We start from the raw sequence: 20,650 nt of genomic DNA, 5'->3' as shown, positions 1-20,650 counted from the left end.
GTCAGTCCGGCTCGGCTCGATGACGGCGGTGGGCGTCGATTTCGGCCATGTGCTCCTCGGCCCAGGACCGCAACGCGGCGAGCGGCTCCTCCAGGGACAGTCCAAGCCCGGTGACGCGATAGTGCACACGCGGGGGAACGGTCGGCTCGACACGCCGGGAGACCAGGCCGTCGTGCGTGAGGTTTTGGAGGGTCGCCGACAGCATCTTCTGCGACACGCCCGGCATCCTGCGCTGGAGCTCGGCGAAACGAACCTCCTGCGGGGCAGCCTCGGACAGCACCTTGATCACCATAGACGTCCATTTCGTACCGATCCGGTCGAGCAGCCGACGCGTAGGGCAGGCCGCATCGAAGAGGTCGCCGCGTGCCGCGGGAGAACCTGTGGGCCGAGTGGTCACCTGCAGCTCACCACCTTCCGTGCAAGTGCGGTCTTGGCCACTCGACTCTAGTCGCTTACGTTCAGCTTGTAACCAATAGTTACCGCCCTGGAGTTGATGTGAAGACCCACCCGCCGAAGCCGTCCCCCATCCAGCACACCACCGGTACGGTTGCGGACCCGGATGTCGAGATACGCACCGTGTCCGTCAACGGGGTGGCGCTCAACGTCGCCCTCGCCGGCGAGGGCCCCGCCCTCCTGCTGCTGCACGGCTTTCCGCACACCTGGCAACTGTGGCGGGAGGTCATCGGCCCGCTGGCATTGCACCACCAGGTGATCGCACCGAACATGCGGTGGCTGAGCACCGGCCAGGGGACAGGCATGACACAGGAATGCGACGCCGCGACTCTCGTACGAGACGTCGAGTGCCTGCTGGAGGCACTCGAGGTGACGGAAGCCGCGGTGGTCGGCATCGACGCAGGAGCCCCTCCCGCCTTCCTGCTTGCCCTGCACCGGCCCGACGTCGTCCGGCGCCTGGTGCTGATGGAGGCGCTTCTCGGCGGGCTTACCAGCGACAGTTCCAGCTCCGGCCACCTCGGAACGGGCGGACCCCGGTGGTGGTTCGGCTTCCACTCCGAGCCGGGCCTCGCGGAATCCGTGCTGCCGGGCCACGAGGACCGGTACATCGGCTGGTTCCTCGACCAGGGCACGCTCGGCCGCGGCATCCCCACCGCGCTCCGCGAGGAATTTATCTCCGCCTACACCGGTGAGGATGCCCTGCGCCGCGCCTTCTCCTACTACCGCGCTGTGCCTGCCAGCGCCCGGCAGATCCAGGACGCCGTCATGACGGCTCGGCTCACGATGCCCGTCATGGCCATCGGAGCACACCCCGTCGGTGCCGCCCTCGAACAGCAACTGCGTCCTCTCACAGACGAGTTGACCGGCTATGTCATCGAGGACTGCGGTCACATCATCCCGCTTGACCGCCCCGACGCGCTGCTCACGCTGCTCCAGCCGTTCCTGGCAGGCGACATGTGCACGGCGGCGTCGGCGCGCCATACGTCACCGGCTCACCGACCGCGGCGGGGAAGTGCGTGAAGCCGAAACGCGCGTCATGGAGGGGGCGCTGAGCGAGACCCCCGGCGCGCTCTTCACCAAGAACCTCGGCGAACTGCACCGGCCGGTTCTTCGTGCCGCCGGCCTACATCAGGCTGAGGCAGCCCACGCTCTCAGTGGGCGGGATGTGCCCCTCGGCGTCGGTGGCGGGGGTAGTCGGTGAGCGTGTCACCGGCCAGGCTGCGCAGCAGCATCAGCGCGTCGGCACCGGGCGTGCCCGGCTGCGCTGAGTAGACGAACAGTTGCCGGCCGACCGCACTGGTGACCTTGAACACTTCATAGTGCAGGCGCATCTCACCCACCAGCGGGTGCCACAGTGTTTGTCCTCGCTGGTACGGGGCCGTACCTCGCACCTGGCCCACATGGCCGCGAACGCCGGACTGTGCAGCGACGCCTGTCCCCAACGCCGCTGGTCAGCACGGAAGGACCCGTCGAACAACTCCGCCGTGAACGCCTCCAGGTCCCCCGGACCTCGGCCATCTCCCCAGGTGTCACACCACCACAACGACGACCAGACGCCGCCAGACGCGCCACTCACGAGTGAAGCTGACCAAGTCCTAGTAGCGACCCGCGGGGCCACGAGCGGCTGCCCCAGCACAGCGAGGCTTTGATCACCTGTGCGGCGATCAGCCTGATGACCCGCAGGCTGACCCGGCCGACCCGTTCGGCTCTCCAAGCCCCCAGTGCCGCAGTCGCTCCCGGAGCCGCGCCACCCCGGCGTCAGCCTGCGACGACGTCAGCCCTGTCTCCCGTTCCGGCTCCGGCCGGCTGAGCCCGCCCGGAGGCGTCCACCTCGCCCGCGCACAACTTCTTCTCGATCACGTGGCCTTCGATCACGCCGATGACCAACCGGCTCACGCGCCGCACGAGCTGCCCTTCCGGGCCCTGCCCTACGAGTCCGTCGCTCTGCGAAATCCAGTCAGCCGGGAGCTGCCGGGTTCGTGGCGGAGTCCGTGAGGGCATCGAGCCGGGCGGCGAGGTCGGGGTGGGCAGGGACGAGGTGGGGGCGGGTGGCGTTGAGGGGGTGGATGAGGGCAGCGGGGTCATCGTAGGCAAGGGCCGCGTGGAGTCGGCTGAGCGGTAGGCGGGCAGCGGTGGGCAGGTCGGTGAGGGCGGTGATCTGGCCGGCGATGCGGCGAAGGTCCGCTGCGTTGCGGCGGGCCCAGGTGGCGGTGGCGCGTTCGGCGGCGCGGCGTTCACGGGTGGCCTGGACACGTTGTTCACCGGTGGTTCCGGCGGGACCGGGGCGGCCCCGCAGGTAGCGGCGTTCGGCGGCCTGGCGGCTGGCGACGCCGAGGGGGTGGGCGAGGTCGGCCCAGCTGGCACCCGCTTGGCGAGCGGTCTCGATCAGGCCGGTTTCCCAGCCGGCGAGCTGCTCGCGTACCTGCCGCAGCAGCAGAAGAGAGGCCAGGGCCTGCTCCGGGCCGACGTCGTGAGTCTCGGCACTGCCGGGGACCTCGTGCCGGGCGGCCTGCAGGGCGTCGTCTATGGCTTGAAGGGCTGCCGCGGCGGCGAGGAACGAAGCCGGGCTCTGTGCGTCGGCGCTGGACGATCCCGGCTGGTCGGCCAAGGTCATGGGCACCTCCCTCAGGTCGTCATCCTGTGGACGACATCGTGTTTGTCATCCATTGGATGACATGATACAACGGTGTCAGTGAGGCGCATTGGCAGCAACTGCCCGAACCTGCTGGAGGTGTTTTCACAATGTTGATGCGCACTGACCCCTTCCGTGAGCTGGACCGGCTGGCGCAGCATCTGATGGGCCCGGGCACCTGGTCGCGGCCGTCCCCGATGCTGATGGACGCCTACCGCGAGGGCGACCAGTACGTGGTGGCCTTCGACATCCCCGGCGTCAGCGCCGAGGCGATCGACATCGACGTCGAACGGAACATGCTCACCGTCAAGGCCGAGCGTCGGCCCGTGACGAAGGCCGACGACGTGCAGATGGAACTGTCGGAACGGCCGCTGGGCGTCTTCTCCCGCCAGCTCGTGCTCGCCGACACGCTGGACACCGAGCACATCCAGGCCGACTACGACGCAGGCGTGCTCACCCTGCGCATCCCGATCGCCGAGCGCGCCAAGCCCCGCAAGATCGCCATCGGCGCCGGATCCGGCCGCAAGGAGATCTCCGGCTGAGCCGGACAGACGGGGGCTGAACGGCGGCGGAGGACGCGTATCTGATCTCCACCTTGCCTGTCCTCCGCGCCCCGTGGACCGAGGAAGGGTGGCGGCCGACGTGACTGTGCGACGCGAAGCGTTCCTCGACCATGTGAAGGAACGCGGCGAGTACGACACCCTGCAAGAGGCCGAGCGCGTGGCCCGCGTGGTGCTCGCCCTGCTGGGCGCGCACCTGGTTGGCGAAGTCCGCGCGCGGCTGGCGGCGCGTCTACCGGAAGATTTCGCCCTGATCCTTCTCAATCCGCTGCAGAGCGCCGAGCCGCTGCCGCCGGAGCGGTTCGTGCGGGCGACCGCAGCCTGGATCGAAGGGGCCACCGAGCAGACCGCGGCCTGGGACGTCAGCGCCGTGCTGTCCACGGTCGCCGACGCAGCCGGCGACGACCTCCTCATGGAGATCCTGCTCCAGCTCCCCGCGGGCTACGACCTCCTCTTCGGCCGCCCCCAGCCCTCCTGACCACCCACCCCCGGTGACCGCACACCGTCCACCACGACCCCGGTGACAGAAAGGCAACCACCGTAATGTCCGACCGGCGCGCACCGCTCCAGCACTCCTACGCGATGGCCTACGAGCAGATGCTGGAGAAGGTCCGCTACGAAGGCGCCTACCCCACCCGTGAGAGGGCCGAGGAAGCCGTCCGCCTCGTCCTCGCCGGACTGGGACGCCAGCTGACCGGCGACGAACGCGTCGAACTGGCCGCCCGCCTCCCCCTCGACGCCGCATGCATCTTCACTGCCCAGATCCCCGACACCCAGCCGCTGACCGGCTGGGCCTTTGTCAAGGACCTCGCCGCCCGCACCGGCGCCTCCCTGGCCACCACCCGCTGGGACACCGGATCCGTCCTCTGCGTCGTCGCAGCCCTGGCCGGTCCCGATCTCCTCACCCGCATCCTGCGCCAGCTCCCCTCCGGCTACGCGCTCTTGTTCGGCCGCGCCGAACTCACCCCTGCTGCGTAGCCCTGGTCAGTCAGTCGAGTGGCGGTTGAGCTGGGCCATGAGCTCCCGGTTGGCGGCGCGGGCCGGCAGCGAGGTCGTCGTCACGGTTTTGGAGCTTGAGCTCCAGGTCGACGAACTGCTGTCCGACGGTGGCGATCCCGGCCTCTGTTCGACGCCGGGGCCGCCGTTGCCGGACTCGCGCTAGACCTGCTCTGCCCAGGACCTCACTGAGAAGGCCGGCTTCGAGGCGCCGGATGTGCGGCGACGCGGGCGGTGCGGGCGTCGGCGGCCACCAGGATGACCCACCGGTCTGCCTCCTCGGTCCGGCGGGTTGCCGCCCGCGCCCACCGTCTGCAACCTGGCGCTGTAGTCGACATGAGTGAGAGCCGGTATGTCGCTGCGGACCTGGCGGACCATCGCGAGCAGGTCCTCACCGGCCGCGGCTGGTGGACACACGCCGCTCGCTGCGCACCAGGACGATCATGAGCATGTACGGGCTGTCGCCTTCGAACTCGAAGCAGTCGCCGCACGCCTACGGCAGCACCGCTGGGGCGAACGGCCGGAAGGACTCCCGGAACTTGACCTTGAGGTCGAGGCGGGACTGCGTGTCGGCCCGGCGCGGGTCCGCGATGACCGACCGGCTCCCCAGGACGCGCGGGCCGAACTCCATGGGACCCGAGCAGAGCGCGACGACGTCTCCGGACGCCAGGTGGTCGGCGATGCGGGCTGCGCGCCTGCCCCGGTCGCTGACTTCCTCGTAGGCGCAGCCGAGCTCGGCCGGCGTCGTTCACAAGGTGTCGGCCGAGTAGCTCGGGCCGAGGAGGCTGCCACGCTGGGAGTCGGGGGCGTCGGCCGGAACGCCGCGCGGTGTCGCCAACAGTGCGTGAGCGCCGAGCAGTGCCGCGCCGAGGGCGCCGCCGGCGTCACCGGCCGCCGGCTGGATCCAGAGATTCTCGAAGAGGTTCTCCCGCTGGAGCAAGCCGTTGGCCAGGCAGTTGAGGGCAACGCCGCCGACCATGCACAGGTTCGGTGAGCCGGTGAGCTCCCGCGCTTGCCGTGCGAGTCCGAGTACAGCCAGAACGCCGTTGCCCAGATGTGGGCGACCGCGCCGGCCGACCGCACGATCCGGGATCCGGGTCAGCCCGGCGTACGTATCCGCCTGTATGCCGGTCCCCGGCAGGCCTTCCCCCTGCCTGGCGCGGCCGGGGCCGAGCCGTCCAGCACGCAATGAGGCCTGGTCCGCCACCACGGGCGGTGACGGACCAGGCCAGCGTCCACGGTGCCACACGAGGCCCCGGCACGCTGGGGGCGCGAATCGATTTGAGTCAGTCCATGTCGTCCCACGGCCCGGTGGTGCGGTGATGGTCCTGAAATCCCGCGTCGTTGCGGTCGTTGTCGTCGTAGCGGCCCCGGCTCGGGTCGTGTGCGGGGCTGAGCATTCCTTCCGGCCGCACGACGGTGATGTCATTGTCGGAGAGCGACTTTGCCATGAGGTTTTCCCTTTCTCGACAGCTTCGTGAGCGGGGTCATGTGTTGTCAGATGCTTTGGTCGGCGATCTGCCGATCAGGGTTCCGCGGACTCCGTGAGGTTGCGCCTGCGCGCCGACAGAGCTGCGGAGTGGCCCGAGAGCAGTTCCCTGTGGGTGCCGCGTTCGGTGATGCGGCCGTGACGGACATCAACTCTCGAACCGCCCTGTGAGAGCCGAGGGGGTGCCGGACGCAGCTTCACCGGGGCGTTTGGTGTGGCTTGGTGGTACCCAGAGCCAGCAGCAGGCGGCAGGCGCTCGCTTGGCCGAACGCCTGCAAAGCGTTCCGGTGCAGGTCGGTCAAGCGCCGGTGAAGTTCGGGGAGTGTCTCTGGGGCCGTGGTGAACAGGCGCTGGTCACTGGCAAGTTCGATAGCGCGGGCGTAGACGTCTTCTTGCGCGCTGGTCATGCCGGTGCGGGAGGCCCCGTCTCGTCCCAGAGCCTCGATCCACAGGCGGCTTTGAATGTCGGGTGGCGAGGCGTCGAAAATAGCCGCTGGTAGGCGACAGGGTACGCCGTCACGGCGTCGTAGGTTCTGGGGAGGTTGTCGCGGTGGGCGGCGGCCCAGTGGGCCGCCTCGCTGTTTTCCCGGGCGGCGGCCGTCGGGGGTTTTCCGGTGAACAGCAACCGTGCGGCGGTCAGGGCGCCGGCCCACAGCAGGGGCAGGCGCGCCGCCTGGAGGGTGGGCTTCTCGTCGTTGCGTATCCGGCCCAGCGCGCACACCACGCGGATGATGCGTCGTGGTCCGAGTCTGCGGATCAGGGGCGCGGCCATGGCAGGGCCGGTCCAGGCGCGCACGTGGCCGTGGTGGATCCGTATCAGGGTCGGTGTCCAGGGTGCGTTTGCGCCGAGTGCTTGTGCACGCCATTGCCGGATGTCTCGGTGGTCGAGCGGGACGACGCCGAGTCGGCCGTCGCAGGCGTGTGCGACCTCGCGGGAGATCTTTCGGCAGGTGCCGCAGGTGGCGTCGTAGGCGAGCAGGAAGCATATAGGTGTCGTCTCCGTCATCGATGTTCCTTCGGGGCGTAGCTCTGGTTGGGGCGCTGGGCGTTGTCCTCGGCGAGCAGAGCGGCGTAGAGCCCGCCGTGTGCCTGAAGGTCGGCGTGGGTTCCCCGTTCGACGATGCGTCCCTGGTTGAGCGTGATGATCTGGTCGGCTTCTTTGACCGTGGACAGGCGGTGGGCGATGGTGATGGTGGTTCGCCCGCGGGCGAGTGTGTCGAGGGCCTGCTGGATGACGCGCTCGGTGTGGGTGTCCAGGGAGCTGGTCGCTTCGTCGAGCACCAGCACGCGCGGGTTGCGCAGCATGGTGCGGGCGATGGCCAGGCGTTGTTTTTCGCCGCCGGAGAACCGGAAGCCGCGCTCACCGACGATGGTGTCGTAGCCGTCCGGCAGGCTTTCGATGAGGTCGTGGATGTGGGCTGCTTTCGTCGCGGCGATGACGTCTTCGGCGGTGGCGTGGGGATTTGCGAAGCGCAGGTTGTCCCCGATCGTGGTGTGGAACAGGAAGGTCTCTTGGGAGACGACGCCGACGATGGAGGCCAGGGTGGCGAAGTCGAGGTCCCGGATGTCGACGCCGTCGATGGTCACGCGACCGTTGGTGGCGTCGTACAGTCGGGGGACGAGGTAGCCAAGGGTCGTCTTGCCCGCGCCGGTGGCGCCCACGATGGCCACATGGCTGCCGGCGGGAATGTCCCAGGTGATGTCGCGCAGGACCGGTAGGCCGCCGTAGGTGAAGCCGACGTTCTCCAGGCGGACGTGCCCGCGGGGGCGGCGCAGAGGCACCGGGTACTGGGGCTCGGACATCTCGACGGGCAGATCCAGGTACTCGAAGATCCGCTCGAACAGTGCGAGCGAGCTCTGCAGGGTGATACCGACCCCCAGGAGGGAGACCGTCGGCCCCAGCAGCCCCTGCTGCAAGGTGGTGAACGCCACGAGCGTGCCGATGGAGACCGCCGGGCGGCCGTGGTGGCCGGTCAGCCCAGCGGCCCAGTAAATGGCGATCGGCATCGCGGCCATGATGATCTGCATCGACGCCGCCCGCCATCGCCCGGTCGTGGCTGAGCGGATCGTCAACTCAGTCAGATGGCTGGACTGGCGGGTGAACTGCTCGATGAGCGTGTGGGCACGGCCCATGACCCGGCCCAGCAGGAAACCGCTCACTGACAGCGACTCCTCGATCATGACCGACAGCACCGCCATCTGCTTCTGGCGCTCTCGCGTGACCGCCCGTCGCTGGTTGCCAACGTTCCGGCTGATCAACGCGAAGACCGGCACCATCAGCAGCGAGACGATCGTCAGCCGCCAGTCGAGGGCGAGCATGGCGATCAGACTGGATACCACCGTGGTGATATTGCCGACGATGCTCCCGGACAGCGTGGTGATGACCGATCCCATCCCGCCGATGTCATTGGCGATCCGGGACTGCATCTCACCGGTGCGGGTCCGGGTGAAGAACGCCAGCGGCATCCGCTGCAAGCGCGCATACACGGCGATCCGCAGGTCGTTCATCATGCGCTCACCGACGCCAAGCGACAGGTAGGACTGACATACGCCCACCCCGCTGGAGACCAGCACGACCGCCAGCATGCCGGCCGCCAGCACGCTCAGCAGCCCGGTCCGGCCATGCGGCAGCGCCCGGTCCAACATCTCCCGCAACAGGAACGGCGGCACCATCGCCAGCACCGACGACGCCGCAACCAGGGCCAGCATCAGCCCCAGTCGGGCCCGATACGGGCCGAGCAACCCCAGGATCCTCCGCACTGGGACGCCCGCTACCGGACCCGATGTCGGCCTCGAACCACTCATGGGCTCCCTCTCCGCCTCGCACGTTGCCGACCCGGTCAGTGCAAGGTGAGGAAGCCCTCAGCGAGCAGCGTGCGCACCAACGTGATCCGACCGGCCTCGTCCAGGTCCCCGGGGATCGCGTTCGCCGTGAACCACTGCGCTTCGTGCTCGGCGGCCCAGCGCACCTCCTCCGCCACCGAGGCGGGGAACTGCACGGTCTTGTTGTGGAAGTGCAGCCGGGCCACTTCGTCCGCGAGCGTGAGCTGCCACTGCAGGCCCTGCCGTGGGCGCAGCGGGGTGTCCGGGCCCGTGTGCGGAAGGTTTTCCAGGTCCAGCAAGTGGCCTCGCAGCAGCGGTGCGGAGATCGAGGTCACCCGCTCCACCGCCCGGGCGGTCATCTCCCGCGGCGACAGCTGCGCGCCCAGCGCGTCCAGCAGTTCGGCGAATCCTGCCTCCGTCTGCTCGCGCATCTCCGGGTCCAGCGCGAACCCGACGGGGAGCGAACGGCGGAACCGCACATCCTCGGCGGCCAGCTGCGAGAGCGCGTCCTGCAGCGCCTGCGCCCAGAGCACCGGGTGGATCCCGAGCGTCACATGCAGCGACGCCGCCTGGTTGGCGGCGCCGGAGTGGACCGTCCCCCTCTGCAGGTACAGCAGGTCCCCGGCCTGCAACTCGAACTCCTGCGTCGGCTCCGGCGCCGCCTGCGACTTGTCATACGGCCGGTTCGCCAACGGCAGCTCGTAGGACGCTTCGGCAAGTCGCCACGCCTTGCTGCCGTGCACCTGCGCGATAAACACATCGTGGGTGTCATGGTGCGGAGCGAAGCCCTGCGAATGCGGGGGCGTCAGGTAGATGTTCATCTGCACCCGCGCGCCCAACTCGCTCCCCAGGGCCGCTGCGACCCGCTGCAGTGGTTCCCACCGGTCCTGCAGCGAGTTGACCACGACCGTCGAGCCCTCCCGATAGCGCGTGTAGAGCGCCTCCAGCGAGTTCGTCAGACCGTTGGGGCCCCGGCCGGCACCGAGCTGCGACACCGGCGTTTCCTCGCCGTCCACCACCACACGGATGTTCTCCAGACCCACCCCTGCCAGGGACAACGCCTGATCGACCTGATCCAGGGTCAGCAGTTCTGCGAAGTAACCCGGGTTGTCGCGGTGGACAACCAGCGGCCGACGCTCCCAGTACTCCCTCCAGAAGTCGGCCAGCGGGACAGGCCGGAGGAGCCACTCGAGTGTGGAGGCGGAAAGCTTCGAAGGAATGGTGCCCATCTCTATCGAGGAAGTCGTCACCTTTCATTCTCCCTTTCATTTTCCGGACACATCTGCGGCCCGCCGGAGGGCCTGGCCCCGACAGCGCACGTGTGTCGAGGATCGGCCAGCTGTCATTGGCATTGTTGTCGTCCGCTGCGTACCAGGGACTGCAGTCGAAACGGGCTCATGACGATCCCGCTGCCGTGGGTGACCACGATGTCCGATGCGTCGAGCGACTTCTCCATTTCCATCCCTCCTGTCAGTCCTGGAAAATGTGGCCTGTCTTACCGATCCGGCGCGTGTGCATCGCTGGATTCCTTCGGAGTCGGCCAGCGGTTGCGCACTACCGGGTTGGCTACGCCGCCCGGTTTCCTCTCCTCCTGTCCCCCACGCAGTAGGTGAGCAGGGCGCGGCGCGGGCCGGATGGTTGCCGGTGCACCGTCGGTGTCCTCTCCGGTGCCGGCCAGGTACTAGGTTTCTGGGTCAACTGGTTGTTGCGCAGGTCCCTGTCGCTGCATGAAACAAACATCGGTGTGGCCGATCGGTAGCCGCTGTCGGCTCAAAGACGCTGGTCACAAGTGCAGTCGGCGCGTAGTGGTGCAAAGGCTGTGGTCCACTGGCCGTGCTGACTTCGCGGGGCGGGGCGAGTTGCGCAAACTGCGTCAGGAAGCGGGCGGGCCGACATAGCGGGCCCTGGCGCAGCGCACGCCGTATTCGGCGACCACGCTGTCACGGGCAGCCTCGGGCGAGCAGTTGCCGTCCCTCGTGAAACCGTGTCGCTCCGGCCCAGCCTGGTCCTTGCCCCGCGGGAGGCCTACAGACCAAGGCAGCGCGTTGGAACGCGGACAGAGCCAAATTCGCTGATCCTCATCTCGTCGCGTCAGCGAGTAGGTCATGTGAGCCAACCGGCCGTCGCCCCGGCGCGAGCCCGGGGCCGGGGCGACGGCGGCGTGTGGGAGACCACGTCAGGCGCGGCATGGCTGTGCGTACGGGAATTCCCTTATGTAGTTCCGCCATTGCAGCGGGGTGAGTTGACCGCCGGTGCTGGCGCAGATCCGCCGGATCGCCTGGCCGAGTCCGAGGGACGTCAACTCGATCGTTCCGTCCGGTCCCGCTGTGGCCAGAAGTTGCCCGTCCGGGCGGTACGCGGCCGTCTCTATCGCTTCGGTGTGCCCTGCGGTGAGCGCTCTGCCCCAGGGAGCCGGCCGAGTGAGGTCGGTCAGGTCCCACAGCAGGACGCTCCGGTCCTCGCCTGCGGAGGTCAGCGTGCGGCCGTCTGCGCTGAAACCCACCCAGGTCACCCGGCCGGTGTGCCCGGTCAGCGAGCTGCCGATGGCTGAGGCGTGCGCGGGGGCGCTGACGTTCCACAGGCGTACGTCGTGGCCGACGCCGGCGGTGGCCAGCAGCCGTCCGTCAGGGCTGAAGGCGCCCCACAAGGTGCCGCCTGTGTCGCTTGTGCGGATGTCCGGCAGGGGCTTGGGGCGGACCGGGTCGCGGATGTCCCACAGGCGGACCTTGTCGTCCTCGCTCGTGCTGGCCAGGGTATGACCGTCCGGGCTGACGCCCGCCCAGTGGACGATGCTGATGTGGCCGGTCAGCGGGCTGCCCAGGGCCGCGGGGCGTGCGGGGTCGGTGACGTTCCACAGCCGCAGGCTGTACTTGGGGCCGCCTGTGACCAGTACATGCCCGTCAGGAGTGAAGGCCAGTACGCCATCGGCCTGGTCGGCACCGCCGGTGTGTATCAGGCCGGCCTGCCGGGGGCGGCCCGGGGTGGAGACGTCCCACAGCCACACGGTGCCGTCATTGTCGGCGCTCGCCAGCAACTGACCCCGCGGCTGGAACGCCATCCGGATGGCGAGGTGCTGACCAGGCAGCTCGCTCAGCTGCCTGCCGTCCGCTGGATCGTGGACATCCCACAGCCGTATCCTGCCGGCGCTCGCGCTGGCCAATACACGGCCGTCCCGGTTGAACGCGATGCCGGTGATGCTGCCGAGATGGCCGGCCAGGACGGCGCGCGGCAGATGCCACAGCCGTACGGTGTAGTCGTCGCTCGCGCTGGCCAGCGACCGTCCATCGGGACTGAACGCCAGCCAGTTGACGAATCCCGTATGGCCGATCAGCGGCTGCCCGAGGGGAGCGGGATGCAGCGGGTCGGAGACGTCCCACAACCGGATGGTGTGGTCGGCGCCACCGGTGGCCAGAACCCGCCCGTCCGGTGAGAACGCCACCGCGAGCAGGGTGTCGCTGTGGCCGGTCAGCGGCTCGCCCAGCGGCTTCGTGTGAGCCGGGTCCGAGACGTCCCACAGCCGCACCTTGTGGTCGTCGCCGACGCTGGCCATCAGCCGGCTGTCCCGGCGGAAGGCGACCGCGTAGACGGCGGACGGGTTGCTCAGCGGCTTTTGCCACAGCTGCGGACGCATCCGGTCGGTGACGTTCCAGAGTCGGATCAGGTGATCGTGCCCGGGGGCCGCCACCGTCCGGCCGTCCGGGCTGAAAGCGGCCGAGGCGACGGCGTCCCTCGCCCCCGTGAGCGGGTCGCCCAGTGCCTTGGCGTGCGCCGGGTCGGAGACGTCCCACAGCCGCACGGTGTGGTCCTGGCCGGCGGTGGCCAGGGTGCGCCCGTCGCGGCTGAACGACACCGAGAAGACAAAGTCGCTGTGACCCGTCAGTGGACTGCCCAGGGCCCTCGGGTGCAGCGGGTCACGGACGTCCCACAGTCGTGCCGTACGATCCCGGCTCGCGCTGGCCAGGGTGTGGCCGTCCGGGGAGAACTCAAGCCAGTACACCCAGTTGGTGTGCCCGGTCAGTGGCTTGCCGAGCGGGACGGGGTGCGAGGGGTCGGCCAGGCTCCACAGCCGGATGGTGTCGTCACCGGCCCCGGTGGCGAGGGTGCGCCCGTCCGGTGAGAACGCCACCGCGTACACCGCTTGCGTGTGTCCGGGCAGTACGGAGGAAAGCGCCATGTTCTGCGTGTCCAGCAGGCCCGCGGCGGCTTCACGGTCCGACCGCAGCCGGTGCGCCGCCACATACATCCGCGCCGCCAGGGACGGATCGGTCGCATTCAACTGGCCCGCCTCGGCCACCACCTGCTCGGCCACGGCGCGGTCACGGCCGGCGCGAGCCAGCGAGCGCTGCTGGAAGGCGATGACAGCGACCGTCGAAGCGAGCACGAGAAGGGCGGACACCGCGGCCAGCAGCGCCCGGATACGCCGGGCGGTGCGAGCCGCCGCCCGCCGCTCCTGCTCGCGGGCGGCGATGCTGGCGTCGAGGAACGCGGCCTCGGACGGGGTGAGGTCCGCGCGATGTCCGGTGAGGCACTCCTCGGCCGTGGCGAGGCGGGTACCGCGATACAGGGCCCCGGTGTCCCGGTCGAGCGCGTCCCAGGCGCGGGCGGCCTCGGTGAGCTGGCGGTGGGCCCGAAGCCGATCGCGGGTGCCGTCGATCCAGGACTGCAGTCGCGGCCATGCGGTGATCAACGCTTCGTGAGCCAGGTACACCATGTCGCCGTCGAGTGTGACCAGCCGTGCGCGGGCCAGTTGTTCCAATACCGAAGCCGCGTCGCTCGGCCGGCCGGCGGCGCTCAGCGCGCGCAGTTCGGCGTGCTCGGCGGGACGGCTGGTGTCCTGAGCCCCTTCACCGGGCGTGATCAGCCGCAGCAGGATACGCCGGGCGACCTCGGCCCGTTCCGGCGAGAGGCAGGTGTACAGCTCCTCAGCGGTACGGGTGAGGGCGCCGTGCACACCGCCTGCAGCCTCGTAGGCAGCCAGCGTGAGGGTGCGGCCCTTGCGGCGGCGCCAGGTCTCCAACAAAGCGTGGGACATCAGCGGCAGTCCGCCGGGTTCCTCGGCGACCTCCTCGACGATCCTCGCCGTCAACGTGCGCTCCACGATCAGCCCCGCGGCGGCGGCGGGTTTGACGATGGCGTCGCGCAGTTCGGCCGGTCCCATGGGGCCGACCAGGAAGGTGGCGTCGGTGAGGGCGGCGGCGAGCGGGCGATGCTCGGCGCAGCGGCTGAGGAAGTCCGCCCGCACCGCGATCACCACACGCAGTCTGCTCTCCGGGTCCACCGCCGTGACCAGGAGGTTGAGGAAGGCGGCACGCTCGGCGGGGTCGGTGCACAGGGTGAACAGTTCCTCGAACTGGTCGACCACGACCACCGTGTCACCGGGTTCCTCACTCGCCGCCAACGCCTGCGCGTGTCTGGATACCGGGCGTGGCCCTGGAGTGAGGATCCGAATGGCTGCCAGCCGACCATCCGGTGATTCGTAGCTCCGGAGGGAAGGGATGAGGCCGGCGCGCAGCAGCGAGGACTTGCCGCTGCCCGAGGCACCCGCCACCGCGACCATACGGCGGGTGCGTACGCGTTCGGTCAGTTGAGCCACGAGGTGGTCGCGCCCGAAGAACAAGTCCTGGTCAGCGGGTTCAAAGCGGGTCAGGCCCCGGTAGGGGGCGGCGGTGTCGTCGGCGTCCTCCAGCTCGTTGGTCGCTTCCTGGGCCGCCGCTCGCCAGCGCTGTTCCCATTCGTCGAGGTCTGCGCCGCATGCCCGTACATAGGCCAGCGCCACGGCGAGAGACGGCAGTTGCTCACCCGCGGCCGCCCTCGACAACGTGGCGACCGAGTAGTCCGTGCGCTGCGCCATGTCCCGGTAGGTCAGACCTCCCGCGTCCTGGCGCAGCTTGCGTAACTCGAACGCGAAACGCTGGACCGGCCCAACCGACGGATCCAGCGGGCTCTCGCGGCGACCCATCCCATCTCCCACGGTCAGCACGGACAGTGCACGAGCAGTGAGGGACAACCTTGGCACCGCTCTGTTCACAGCCGCATCCGTGAGCAGCATGTTTCAGCCGGGCGGCTGCCACGACCGGCCGCCTCGGCGTTTGTTTCACACGGCAATTCGAGGCTGCGCAACAACAGGCGGACGCAGAAACATGGGACGGGGCCGGCGGCAGTCGACACGTCGGCGGTGCCCGCTGCGGTAGGGCGGGGCCGGGCCGCGACGCGTCCACCGCTCAAGAAGGGGACCGTCATGCCGGGACCACGGACGGGAACGGCGACGGCAGCGCCCCAAAGGCCGGCAGTGGTCAGCAGTGATGGGGCGCGGCCGGCACACGTCCCAGAAGCAGACGGGGAGATGACCTTCCTGGCTGAGTGTCTGAGGAGCTCCGCTACGTCAAGCGTCGCATCGGGCGAACAAGTGAAAGGAATCCACGGATGGCACATGCTTGCAAAGACCCCCGGCAGCAGGGGAAGGCTTCTCCCCGTGTCAGACGCGGCGTGCGGGCGGGACTGCTCGGCACGCTGTCTGCGGTGACGGTCACGGCCGCACTGCTCGCCACCCCGGCTGCGGCATCGGCGACGGCCCAGGCGGCTCCGGGGCGGCAGGCGACCGACACCACTGTGCGAGGGCTCGACGTCAGCGCCTACCAGGAAACGGTGGACTGGTCCGCGGTGGCCGCCGACGGAGCCTCCTTCGCCTACGTCAAGGCGACCGAGGGCACCTCCTACATCAGTTCTCGCTTCTCCCAACAGTACGACGGTGCAGCGGCGGTCGGCTTGATCCGCGGCGCCTATCACTTCGCCAGGCCGGACAAGTCCTCCGGTAGCGCCCAGGCCGACTACTTCGTCGACCACGGAGGCACCTGGCAGCCGGACGGCAAGACCCTTCCCGGCGTCTTGGACATCGAGGCCACTCCCGGCCTGCCCACCTGCTACGGTGTCAGCGCGAGTGCGACGGTCCACTGGATCGCCGCGTTCGACCGCGAGTACCGGCACCGCACAGGTCGCCACCCGGTGATCAACACCAACGCGTCGTGGTGGTCGCAGTGCACCGGTAACTCCTCCGCCTTCGCCGCCACCAACCTACTCTGGACCGGCAGTTGGACCGGCACCCCGTACCCCCTGCCCAGCGGCTGGTCGAGGTACGCCATCTGGCAGACATCGGACTCCGGAACCTTCCCCGGAGACCAGGACGTGTTCAACGGCACGCAGCAGGACCTGCGGAACTTCGCCGCCAACGGCACCTACACACCCCCAACACCGCCACCGGCCGGCGCATGGCCGGTCATCCAGCAGGACTACACCGGCCGACAAGTGGCCACGGTTCAGTACCTGCTCAATGGCCACGGTGCGGCGCTGTCGGTCGATGGTGCCTTCGCGTCCGCCACCCACGACGCCGTGGTCGCATTCCAGACACGCAACCAACTGACCGCCGACGGCATCGTCGGCCCCAAGACATGGCAGGCCCTCATCAGCACCGTCAAGGAGGGTGACCACGGACCGGCGGTCAGCGCGGTGCAGTCCGAACTGAATGCGCACGGTGCCGCGCTGTCGGTCGACGGTGCCTTCGGGTCCGCCACCCACGACGCCGTGGTCGCATTCCAGACACGCAACCAACTGACCGCCGACGGCATCGTCGACCCCAAGACATGGCTCGCGCTGGTCAATTGACCTCGCCGCGGTCAAAGGAGTCGGAGTCTCAAGCGCGGTCGGCGCTGGACCACACGTGGACGAGGGCAATCCCGCCGTTTCTGGCCCCGGCAGGCCGTCACCACGGCCCCGTCGGCCCGGGCACAAGGCCGACCGCCCAGTAGGTCGACACCCGAAGCTTGTGTGGGGACGGTTGCAGTGGCGCGCCGCTGGGCTCGGGCCCACGATGGGCGCTGGTCCTCGTCCCGTCAGACGGGAGTCACCGAGAAGGTTGCGGGCCCTGTCTGCTGCATGCGCGTGAGTTTCTTGACGAAGAGGATCGCCATCACAGCTGCCACGATACTCAGCACGTCAGCGAGAGCGTACGCTGCGGCGGCGTTGCGCAGGGTGTCCAGGGACGCGTGCCGGTCGAGGACGGCGGCGACTCTGCCGACCGCAGCCGCCGCTACCCAGGTTGCCCACCATGCTCGTACGGGCGTGCGGGAGACATGCTGCCAGGAGAGGTCGGGTGCCGACTGTGCGCTGGCGTCCCAGATCTCGCATGCGACGCGGAACGGGAGCCACAGGTTGCCGCCGGGTACGAACCATGCGCCGATCGCCCACCCCCGGCCCCTGGTGCACACCGCTTGGGAGAAGGCTTCGGCGTTGACGCGGGCTCGGTAGAACCAGGGAATGAGGACCGCTGCCGTAGCGAGGATTCCGCAGATCTGCAAGAAACCTGACACCTGGTACGCGGTATCGGCATGCCGCGCGTCCTGCTGTGTGATGGACAGGACGTTGCCCGCTGCCAGGTAGGAGTTGAGGTCGGCGTAGACCGAGAACAGGCCGAGACCGGCGTCCACGCACAGCAGCACGATGACGGCCTGTGCCAGGCCACCAAGTGGTCTGACCACGGGTCCGCGAGGCGGTGCTTCGGCAGGGCTGGAGAACATGGAAGGGCACTCCTAGAAAGAGGATGGTCAGCTCACAGAGCACAGGGGCTTCGTTGCGCGCGGGCGTCGGCATGGCAGGTGACAGCACGTCCGCGACCAGCGCACACAAGGAGCGAACGCAAAAGCCCGAGTTGGACCGCACTGACCGCGACACAAGGGGGCGATGAGCTCGCTTGGCGAAACGTGATGCGCTGCGGTGTGCGGGAGTCGGCGCAGATGTGTGGGGTCAGCCGGTGACGGGGAGTCCATCGCCGCGCTGAGGGATTCCCTTCGCTTCCTTGATCCGGTCAGAGTTCGGGTAGTTGAAGTCCTCGACCGTGTAGCCGGGCTGCCCATCGACCACCGCCACCGGCGAGCAGTACGGTGGCGTTCGGGGCAGTGGCGGCAATGAGTGCGGCAGCACATGCTGCTGCAGCCGTACCGATGGCGGCGATCCGCCCTCCCGCTTCATGCAAATCCCCCTTTTCAGCTATGCGTTGAATCCGTCGACCGGCCCCTGGTCAGTACGGGCACTGCCGCAACGCCTAGTAGCGGTGCAGCCACGGAGACGTCAAATTCAAACATCCGTACGCGCCTTGCGCCATCGGATACCAACGGCCGTTAAGTCTCAAAGCGGCACAGATCGGTTCTGTGGTCTATGTCATTTCATCACAAGGAACCCACAGACAGCCAAAGACCTTCACACGCAGTTCACGAGTGTCCAGATCTATGCCTCTGTCCAACTCCGCACCGGCGGGGCGGCACGCTACGCAACCGATACTGAACCAAGAGGGGGTGTTGCCGGACAGGGTGAGGGTCCGAAGCCGGGTGGAGGGTGGTTCGTGCCCTCACAGGGTTCGCCTGTGCGCGGCGGCGGGCTTTCTTGAGGCGTCTCCAACAGATGAGGCCGCAGGGCAGGGAGACGAGGGCGTCATGCGGGTTTTGTCGGCCGGGTCGGCCTGCTGGACCACGGCGGCAAGATCGCGGATGGCCTACGCGACGCGGGCGATGTCGTCGCGACTCATGCGCGGGGTCGCGGTGCGGAACGGCACCGTCCGGGATCGCCCGGCATCCTGACTTGAGACTCCTGCTTGCAGGAGCCCCCGCCAAGAGGCCTGTCACGGCCCGGAGAGTCGATACGCTGGAGGGCAGCCATGAGCAGCCATGAACCGGGGGCGAGGCTGGGGGGCGGGGGCATGAATCCGCGGATGCAGTTGCCGGTGGGCGGGTACGTCTGCGAGCGCGAGCTCGGCCGGGGCGGGCAAGGTGTGGTGTGGCTCGCCCGGGACCGGGCGGGGCGGCAGGTCGTGGTGAAATTCCTGCTGCCGGGCAAGGAATACGACGAGGTCGCGCTCGCTCGCGTTCGTCGGGAGTTCGGCACGGCGAGCCGGGTCGGTGAGCTGGCTACCGCGCGGGTGCTCGACGCCGACCTGTCCGGGCGACACCCGTACATCGTCAGCGAGTTCGTCCCGGGTCCCACGATCCACCAGCATGTGGCCGCCAACGGCCCGCTACCCCCCGGGCGGCTCCAGTCCCTGGCGCTGTCGGTCGCGCACGCATTGGCGCAGGTGCACCGGGTGAGTGTCGTGCACCGGGACATCAAACCGTCCAACATCCTGCTCTCCCCGGACGGACCGCGGATCATCGACTTCGGTATCGCCCGCGACGGCCGGTTGCTCGAGTCGGCGCTCACCACACCAGGCAGTGTGCTCGGCTCGCCCGCGTACATGTCGCCCGAGCAGGTCAAGTCGCTGCGGGTCACCGGCGCCTCCGATGTGTTCTCCCTGGGCGGCACACTGTACTTCGCCGCCACGGGGCGGCATCCCTTCGAAGGGGAGAGCGACTACGAAGTGCTCGTCGCCGTATGCGAGCGTGACGCGGATCTCACGGCGGTGCCGGAGCCGGTCCATTCGGTCATCGCCGACTGTCTGCGCAAGGACCCGGCGGAACGTCCCACCGCTGCCCAGCTCGTCTCCCGGCTCGCGGGGGCGCCGGAGGGGACGGAGAGCGCGCAGCCGGAGTCGGGTACGCCGCAGCGACAGCCACAGCCACCACAACCGCCCGGAGATGGGAGCGGCGGCGCCAGCCCCGGCACGAGCGTCAAGCAGCTGCGGCTGTGGGGGTTCGCGGCCGGTAGTGCCGCGGTGGCAGTGCTGCTTGCCATCGTGCTCAGCACCAACCTGGGGGGATCGACGACGGAGGGCGCCCCGCGGGCCCATGGCCCGGCCTCCGCGTCCTCGTCGTCCGGGAGATCCAAGAGCTCCGTGAGCTCCCAACCCCGCTCGTACACCGATGATTTGACCGACTCGGGCGACTGGTCGTACAAGGACCCGACTCTGGCGAAGATCACGCACAAGGGCGGGACCATGCTGGTGGATCCCAGGACCGAGCTGGAAGTATGGCCGCAGGCGCCCTTCGAGCCGTCCTCGTTCGCGGTACGCCTGAGCACCCAGACGGAATGGTACGGGGGCGAGGGCGGGGTCGGGCTGTGGTGCAACGGCTCGGGGGACTACCGGAAGGGTTCACGCTGGGCGACCTACCTGACCACGGGTCAGGAGGCCGTGATCGTCCGAGAGTTCCGGTTCAAGGGAACTTTCCAGCATGACCGGGTCGTCGAGGTCGACCTCGCGGACTTGGGCCTGAGAGTGGAGAGTCAGCAGCAGGTCGACATGTCGATGACCTGTTCCTCGGCCGGCGAGGGCCGGATCAAGGTGGAGCTCGCCGTCGACGGCACCCGGGTCGCCTCGTACACCGGAGCCGCCTTCGACGAGCGGGGCTGCGGTGTGGCCGCCTTCCACTACAGCGCGACCGACCCGCAGGGTACGGCCTTCCACGCGGGTTTCGAGCGCTTCACCGCGTCCGAGCCGTCGACGCCCTGACGGCGCGAGCCGCTCGCCGTGCAGGGCGTGGCTGCGGGCCTTGATGCCGGTCGGGCCGGTGCCGTCGAGGACGATCAGCAGGCGCGGGAAGAGCGGGTAATGCCGTCGCCATTCCTCCTGGAAGGGTTCTTGCCGGCCAGCCGGTGCCGTGCGGTGGCACAGGTGCGGGCGCCCAGTGTCCTGCGCCGGAAGTTCCTAGGCAGTTCCGGCTGAGCCGCGGACGGTCAACGCGCCTGGTCGGCAGCGTGAATCCGATCGCCGAGACGAGG

Annotated in this window: 22 protein-coding genes; 8 read left to right on the top strand and 14 right to left on the bottom strand. The window is 69.0% G+C overall.

Annotation, left to right across the window (positions count from 1 at the left end; all coding sequences use genetic code 11):
- Position 1: 1 nt before the first annotated feature.
- Positions 2 to 397 carry a helix-turn-helix domain-containing protein gene (locus tag AB0A61_RS36670; RefSeq protein ID WP_361302536.1) on the bottom strand — a complete coding sequence of 132 codons (396 nt, stop codon included), beginning with the start codon at positions 395 to 397 and terminating at the stop codon, positions 2 to 4.
- Between the two features lie 128 nt (positions 398 to 525).
- Here AB0A61_RS36670 and AB0A61_RS36665 point away from each other — a divergent pair, with 128 nt between their 5' ends.
- Positions 526 to 1,473 (top strand): alpha/beta hydrolase, encoded by a 948-nt coding sequence (locus tag AB0A61_RS36665; RefSeq protein ID WP_361302622.1) that lies wholly within the window; start codon positions 526 to 528, stop codon positions 1,471 to 1,473.
- 131 nt (positions 1,474 to 1,604) lie between these two features.
- Here the strand turns inward: AB0A61_RS36665 and AB0A61_RS36660 are convergent, their stop codons facing one another.
- The 3 genes from AB0A61_RS36660 to AB0A61_RS36650 form a co-directional block, all read right to left on the bottom strand.
- Positions 1,605 to 1,784 (bottom strand): hypothetical protein, encoded by a 180-nt coding sequence (locus AB0A61_RS36660; RefSeq protein WP_361302533.1) that lies wholly within the window; start codon positions 1,782 to 1,784, stop codon positions 1,605 to 1,607.
- Positions 1,785 to 2,211: 427 nt separating this feature from the next.
- Positions 2,212 to 2,349 carry a hypothetical protein gene (locus AB0A61_RS36655; protein ID WP_361302530.1) on the bottom strand — a complete coding sequence of 46 codons (138 nt, stop codon included), beginning with the start codon at positions 2,347 to 2,349 and terminating at the stop codon, positions 2,212 to 2,214.
- Between the two features lie 61 nt (positions 2,350 to 2,410).
- Positions 2,411 to 3,067 (bottom strand): type III effector protein, encoded by a 657-nt coding sequence (locus AB0A61_RS36650; protein ID WP_361302527.1) that lies wholly within the window; start codon positions 3,065 to 3,067, stop codon positions 2,411 to 2,413.
- A gap of 128 nt (positions 3,068 to 3,195) precedes the next feature.
- Between AB0A61_RS36650 and AB0A61_RS36645 the strand changes: the two genes are divergently transcribed.
- From AB0A61_RS36645 to AB0A61_RS36630, 4 genes are all read left to right on the top strand, one after another.
- Complete coding sequence (locus tag AB0A61_RS36645) at positions 3,196 to 3,627, top strand: Hsp20/alpha crystallin family protein (RefSeq protein WP_361302524.1); 432 nt, start codon at positions 3,196 to 3,198, stop codon at positions 3,625 to 3,627.
- Positions 3,628 to 3,727: 100 nt separating this feature from the next.
- Positions 3,728 to 4,123, top strand: coding sequence for a DUF2267 domain-containing protein (locus tag AB0A61_RS36640; protein ID WP_361302521.1), 396 nt, complete (start codon positions 3,728 to 3,730; stop codon positions 4,121 to 4,123).
- 65 nt (positions 4,124 to 4,188) lie between these two features.
- Positions 4,189 to 4,623, top strand: a complete 435-nt coding sequence (locus AB0A61_RS36635; protein ID WP_361302518.1) for a DUF2267 domain-containing protein — start codon at positions 4,189 to 4,191, stop codon at positions 4,621 to 4,623.
- Positions 4,624 to 4,660: 37 nt separating this feature from the next.
- Positions 4,661 to 4,807: a hypothetical protein gene (locus AB0A61_RS36630; protein ID WP_361302515.1), complete on the top strand. Its 147-nt coding sequence runs from the start codon at positions 4,661 to 4,663 to the stop codon at positions 4,805 to 4,807.
- 327 nt (positions 4,808 to 5,134) lie between these two features.
- Here the strand turns inward: AB0A61_RS36630 and AB0A61_RS36625 are convergent, their stop codons facing one another.
- Together AB0A61_RS36625 and AB0A61_RS36620 are read right to left on the bottom strand one after the other, a co-directional pair.
- A complete protein-coding gene (locus AB0A61_RS36625; RefSeq protein ID WP_361302619.1) occupies positions 5,135 to 5,311 on the bottom strand; it encodes a carbamoyltransferase C-terminal domain-containing protein in 177 nt (58 codons plus the stop codon).
- Positions 5,312 to 5,389: 78 nt separating this feature from the next.
- Positions 5,390 to 5,680: a carbamoyltransferase N-terminal domain-containing protein gene (locus AB0A61_RS36620; protein ID WP_361302616.1), complete on the bottom strand. Its 291-nt coding sequence runs from the start codon at positions 5,678 to 5,680 to the stop codon at positions 5,390 to 5,392.
- Here AB0A61_RS36620 and AB0A61_RS36615 point away from each other — a divergent pair.
- Positions 5,654 to 5,833 (top strand): DUF6207 family protein, encoded by a 180-nt coding sequence (locus tag AB0A61_RS36615; protein ID WP_361302613.1) that lies wholly within the window; start codon positions 5,654 to 5,656, stop codon positions 5,831 to 5,833. The two genes, AB0A61_RS36620 and AB0A61_RS36615, sit on opposite strands and share 27 nt — an antisense overlap.
- Before the next feature lie 94 nt (positions 5,834 to 5,927).
- On the opposite strand, the gene AB0A61_RS36610 is transcribed toward AB0A61_RS36615, so the two are convergent.
- From AB0A61_RS36610 to AB0A61_RS36585, 6 genes are all read right to left on the bottom strand, one after another.
- Positions 5,928 to 6,092 carry a hypothetical protein gene (locus tag AB0A61_RS36610; RefSeq protein ID WP_361302512.1) on the bottom strand — a complete coding sequence of 55 codons (165 nt, stop codon included), beginning with the start codon at positions 6,090 to 6,092 and terminating at the stop codon, positions 5,928 to 5,930.
- A 235-nt stretch (positions 6,093 to 6,327) separates the two neighbouring features.
- The gene (locus tag AB0A61_RS36605) at positions 6,328 to 6,537 is read right to left on the bottom strand and encodes a hypothetical protein (RefSeq protein ID WP_361302509.1); all 210 of its coding nucleotides are present in this window, start codon (positions 6,535 to 6,537) and stop codon (positions 6,328 to 6,330) included.
- Positions 6,534 to 7,136 (bottom strand): hypothetical protein, encoded by a 603-nt coding sequence (locus AB0A61_RS36600; protein WP_361302506.1) that lies wholly within the window; start codon positions 7,134 to 7,136, stop codon positions 6,534 to 6,536. The genes AB0A61_RS36605 and AB0A61_RS36600 overlap by 4 nt, the downstream gene beginning before the upstream one ends.
- Entirely contained in the window at positions 7,133 to 8,935 is a 1,803-nt protein-coding gene (locus tag AB0A61_RS36595; protein WP_361302503.1) for an ABC transporter ATP-binding protein, read from the bottom strand. Before AB0A61_RS36595 ends, AB0A61_RS36600 begins: the two co-directional genes overlap by 4 nt.
- A gap of 35 nt (positions 8,936 to 8,970) precedes the next feature.
- On the bottom strand, positions 8,971 to 10,203 hold the full coding sequence (locus AB0A61_RS36590) for a cupin domain-containing protein (RefSeq protein WP_361302500.1): 1,233 nt from the start codon (positions 10,201 to 10,203) through the stop codon (positions 8,971 to 8,973).
- 926 nt (positions 10,204 to 11,129) lie between these two features.
- Positions 11,130 to 14,912, bottom strand: a complete 3,783-nt coding sequence (locus tag AB0A61_RS36585) for a helix-turn-helix domain-containing protein (RefSeq protein WP_361302497.1) — start codon at positions 14,910 to 14,912, stop codon at positions 11,130 to 11,132.
- 560 nt (positions 14,913 to 15,472) lie between these two features.
- On the opposite strand from AB0A61_RS36585, the gene AB0A61_RS36580 reads away from it, so the two are divergent.
- Entirely contained in the window at positions 15,473 to 16,612 is a 1,140-nt protein-coding gene (locus AB0A61_RS36580; RefSeq protein ID WP_361302494.1) for a GH25 family lysozyme, read from the top strand.
- A 227-nt stretch (positions 16,613 to 16,839) separates the two neighbouring features.
- On the opposite strand, the gene AB0A61_RS36575 is transcribed toward AB0A61_RS36580, so the two are convergent.
- Both AB0A61_RS36575 and AB0A61_RS36570 read right to left on the bottom strand, forming a co-directional pair.
- Positions 16,840 to 17,523: a DUF4328 domain-containing protein gene (locus tag AB0A61_RS36575; RefSeq protein WP_361302491.1), complete on the bottom strand. Its 684-nt coding sequence runs from the start codon at positions 17,521 to 17,523 to the stop codon at positions 16,840 to 16,842.
- A gap of 226 nt (positions 17,524 to 17,749) precedes the next feature.
- A complete protein-coding gene (locus AB0A61_RS36570) occupies positions 17,750 to 17,974 on the bottom strand; it encodes a hypothetical protein (protein ID WP_361302488.1) in 225 nt (74 codons plus the stop codon).
- A gap of 682 nt (positions 17,975 to 18,656) precedes the next feature.
- Here AB0A61_RS36570 and AB0A61_RS36565 point away from each other — a divergent pair.
- Positions 18,657 to 20,381: a serine/threonine-protein kinase gene (locus tag AB0A61_RS36565; protein WP_361302485.1), complete on the top strand. Its 1,725-nt coding sequence runs from the start codon at positions 18,657 to 18,659 to the stop codon at positions 20,379 to 20,381.
- Positions 20,382 to 20,650: the final 269 nt, after the last annotated feature.

The organism is Streptomyces sp. NPDC046197 (assembly GCF_040646295.1).
Taxonomy (GTDB): domain Bacteria; phylum Actinomycetota; class Actinomycetes; order Streptomycetales; family Streptomycetaceae; genus Streptomyces.
This window is presented reverse-complemented; position numbering and strand designations above follow the sequence as displayed.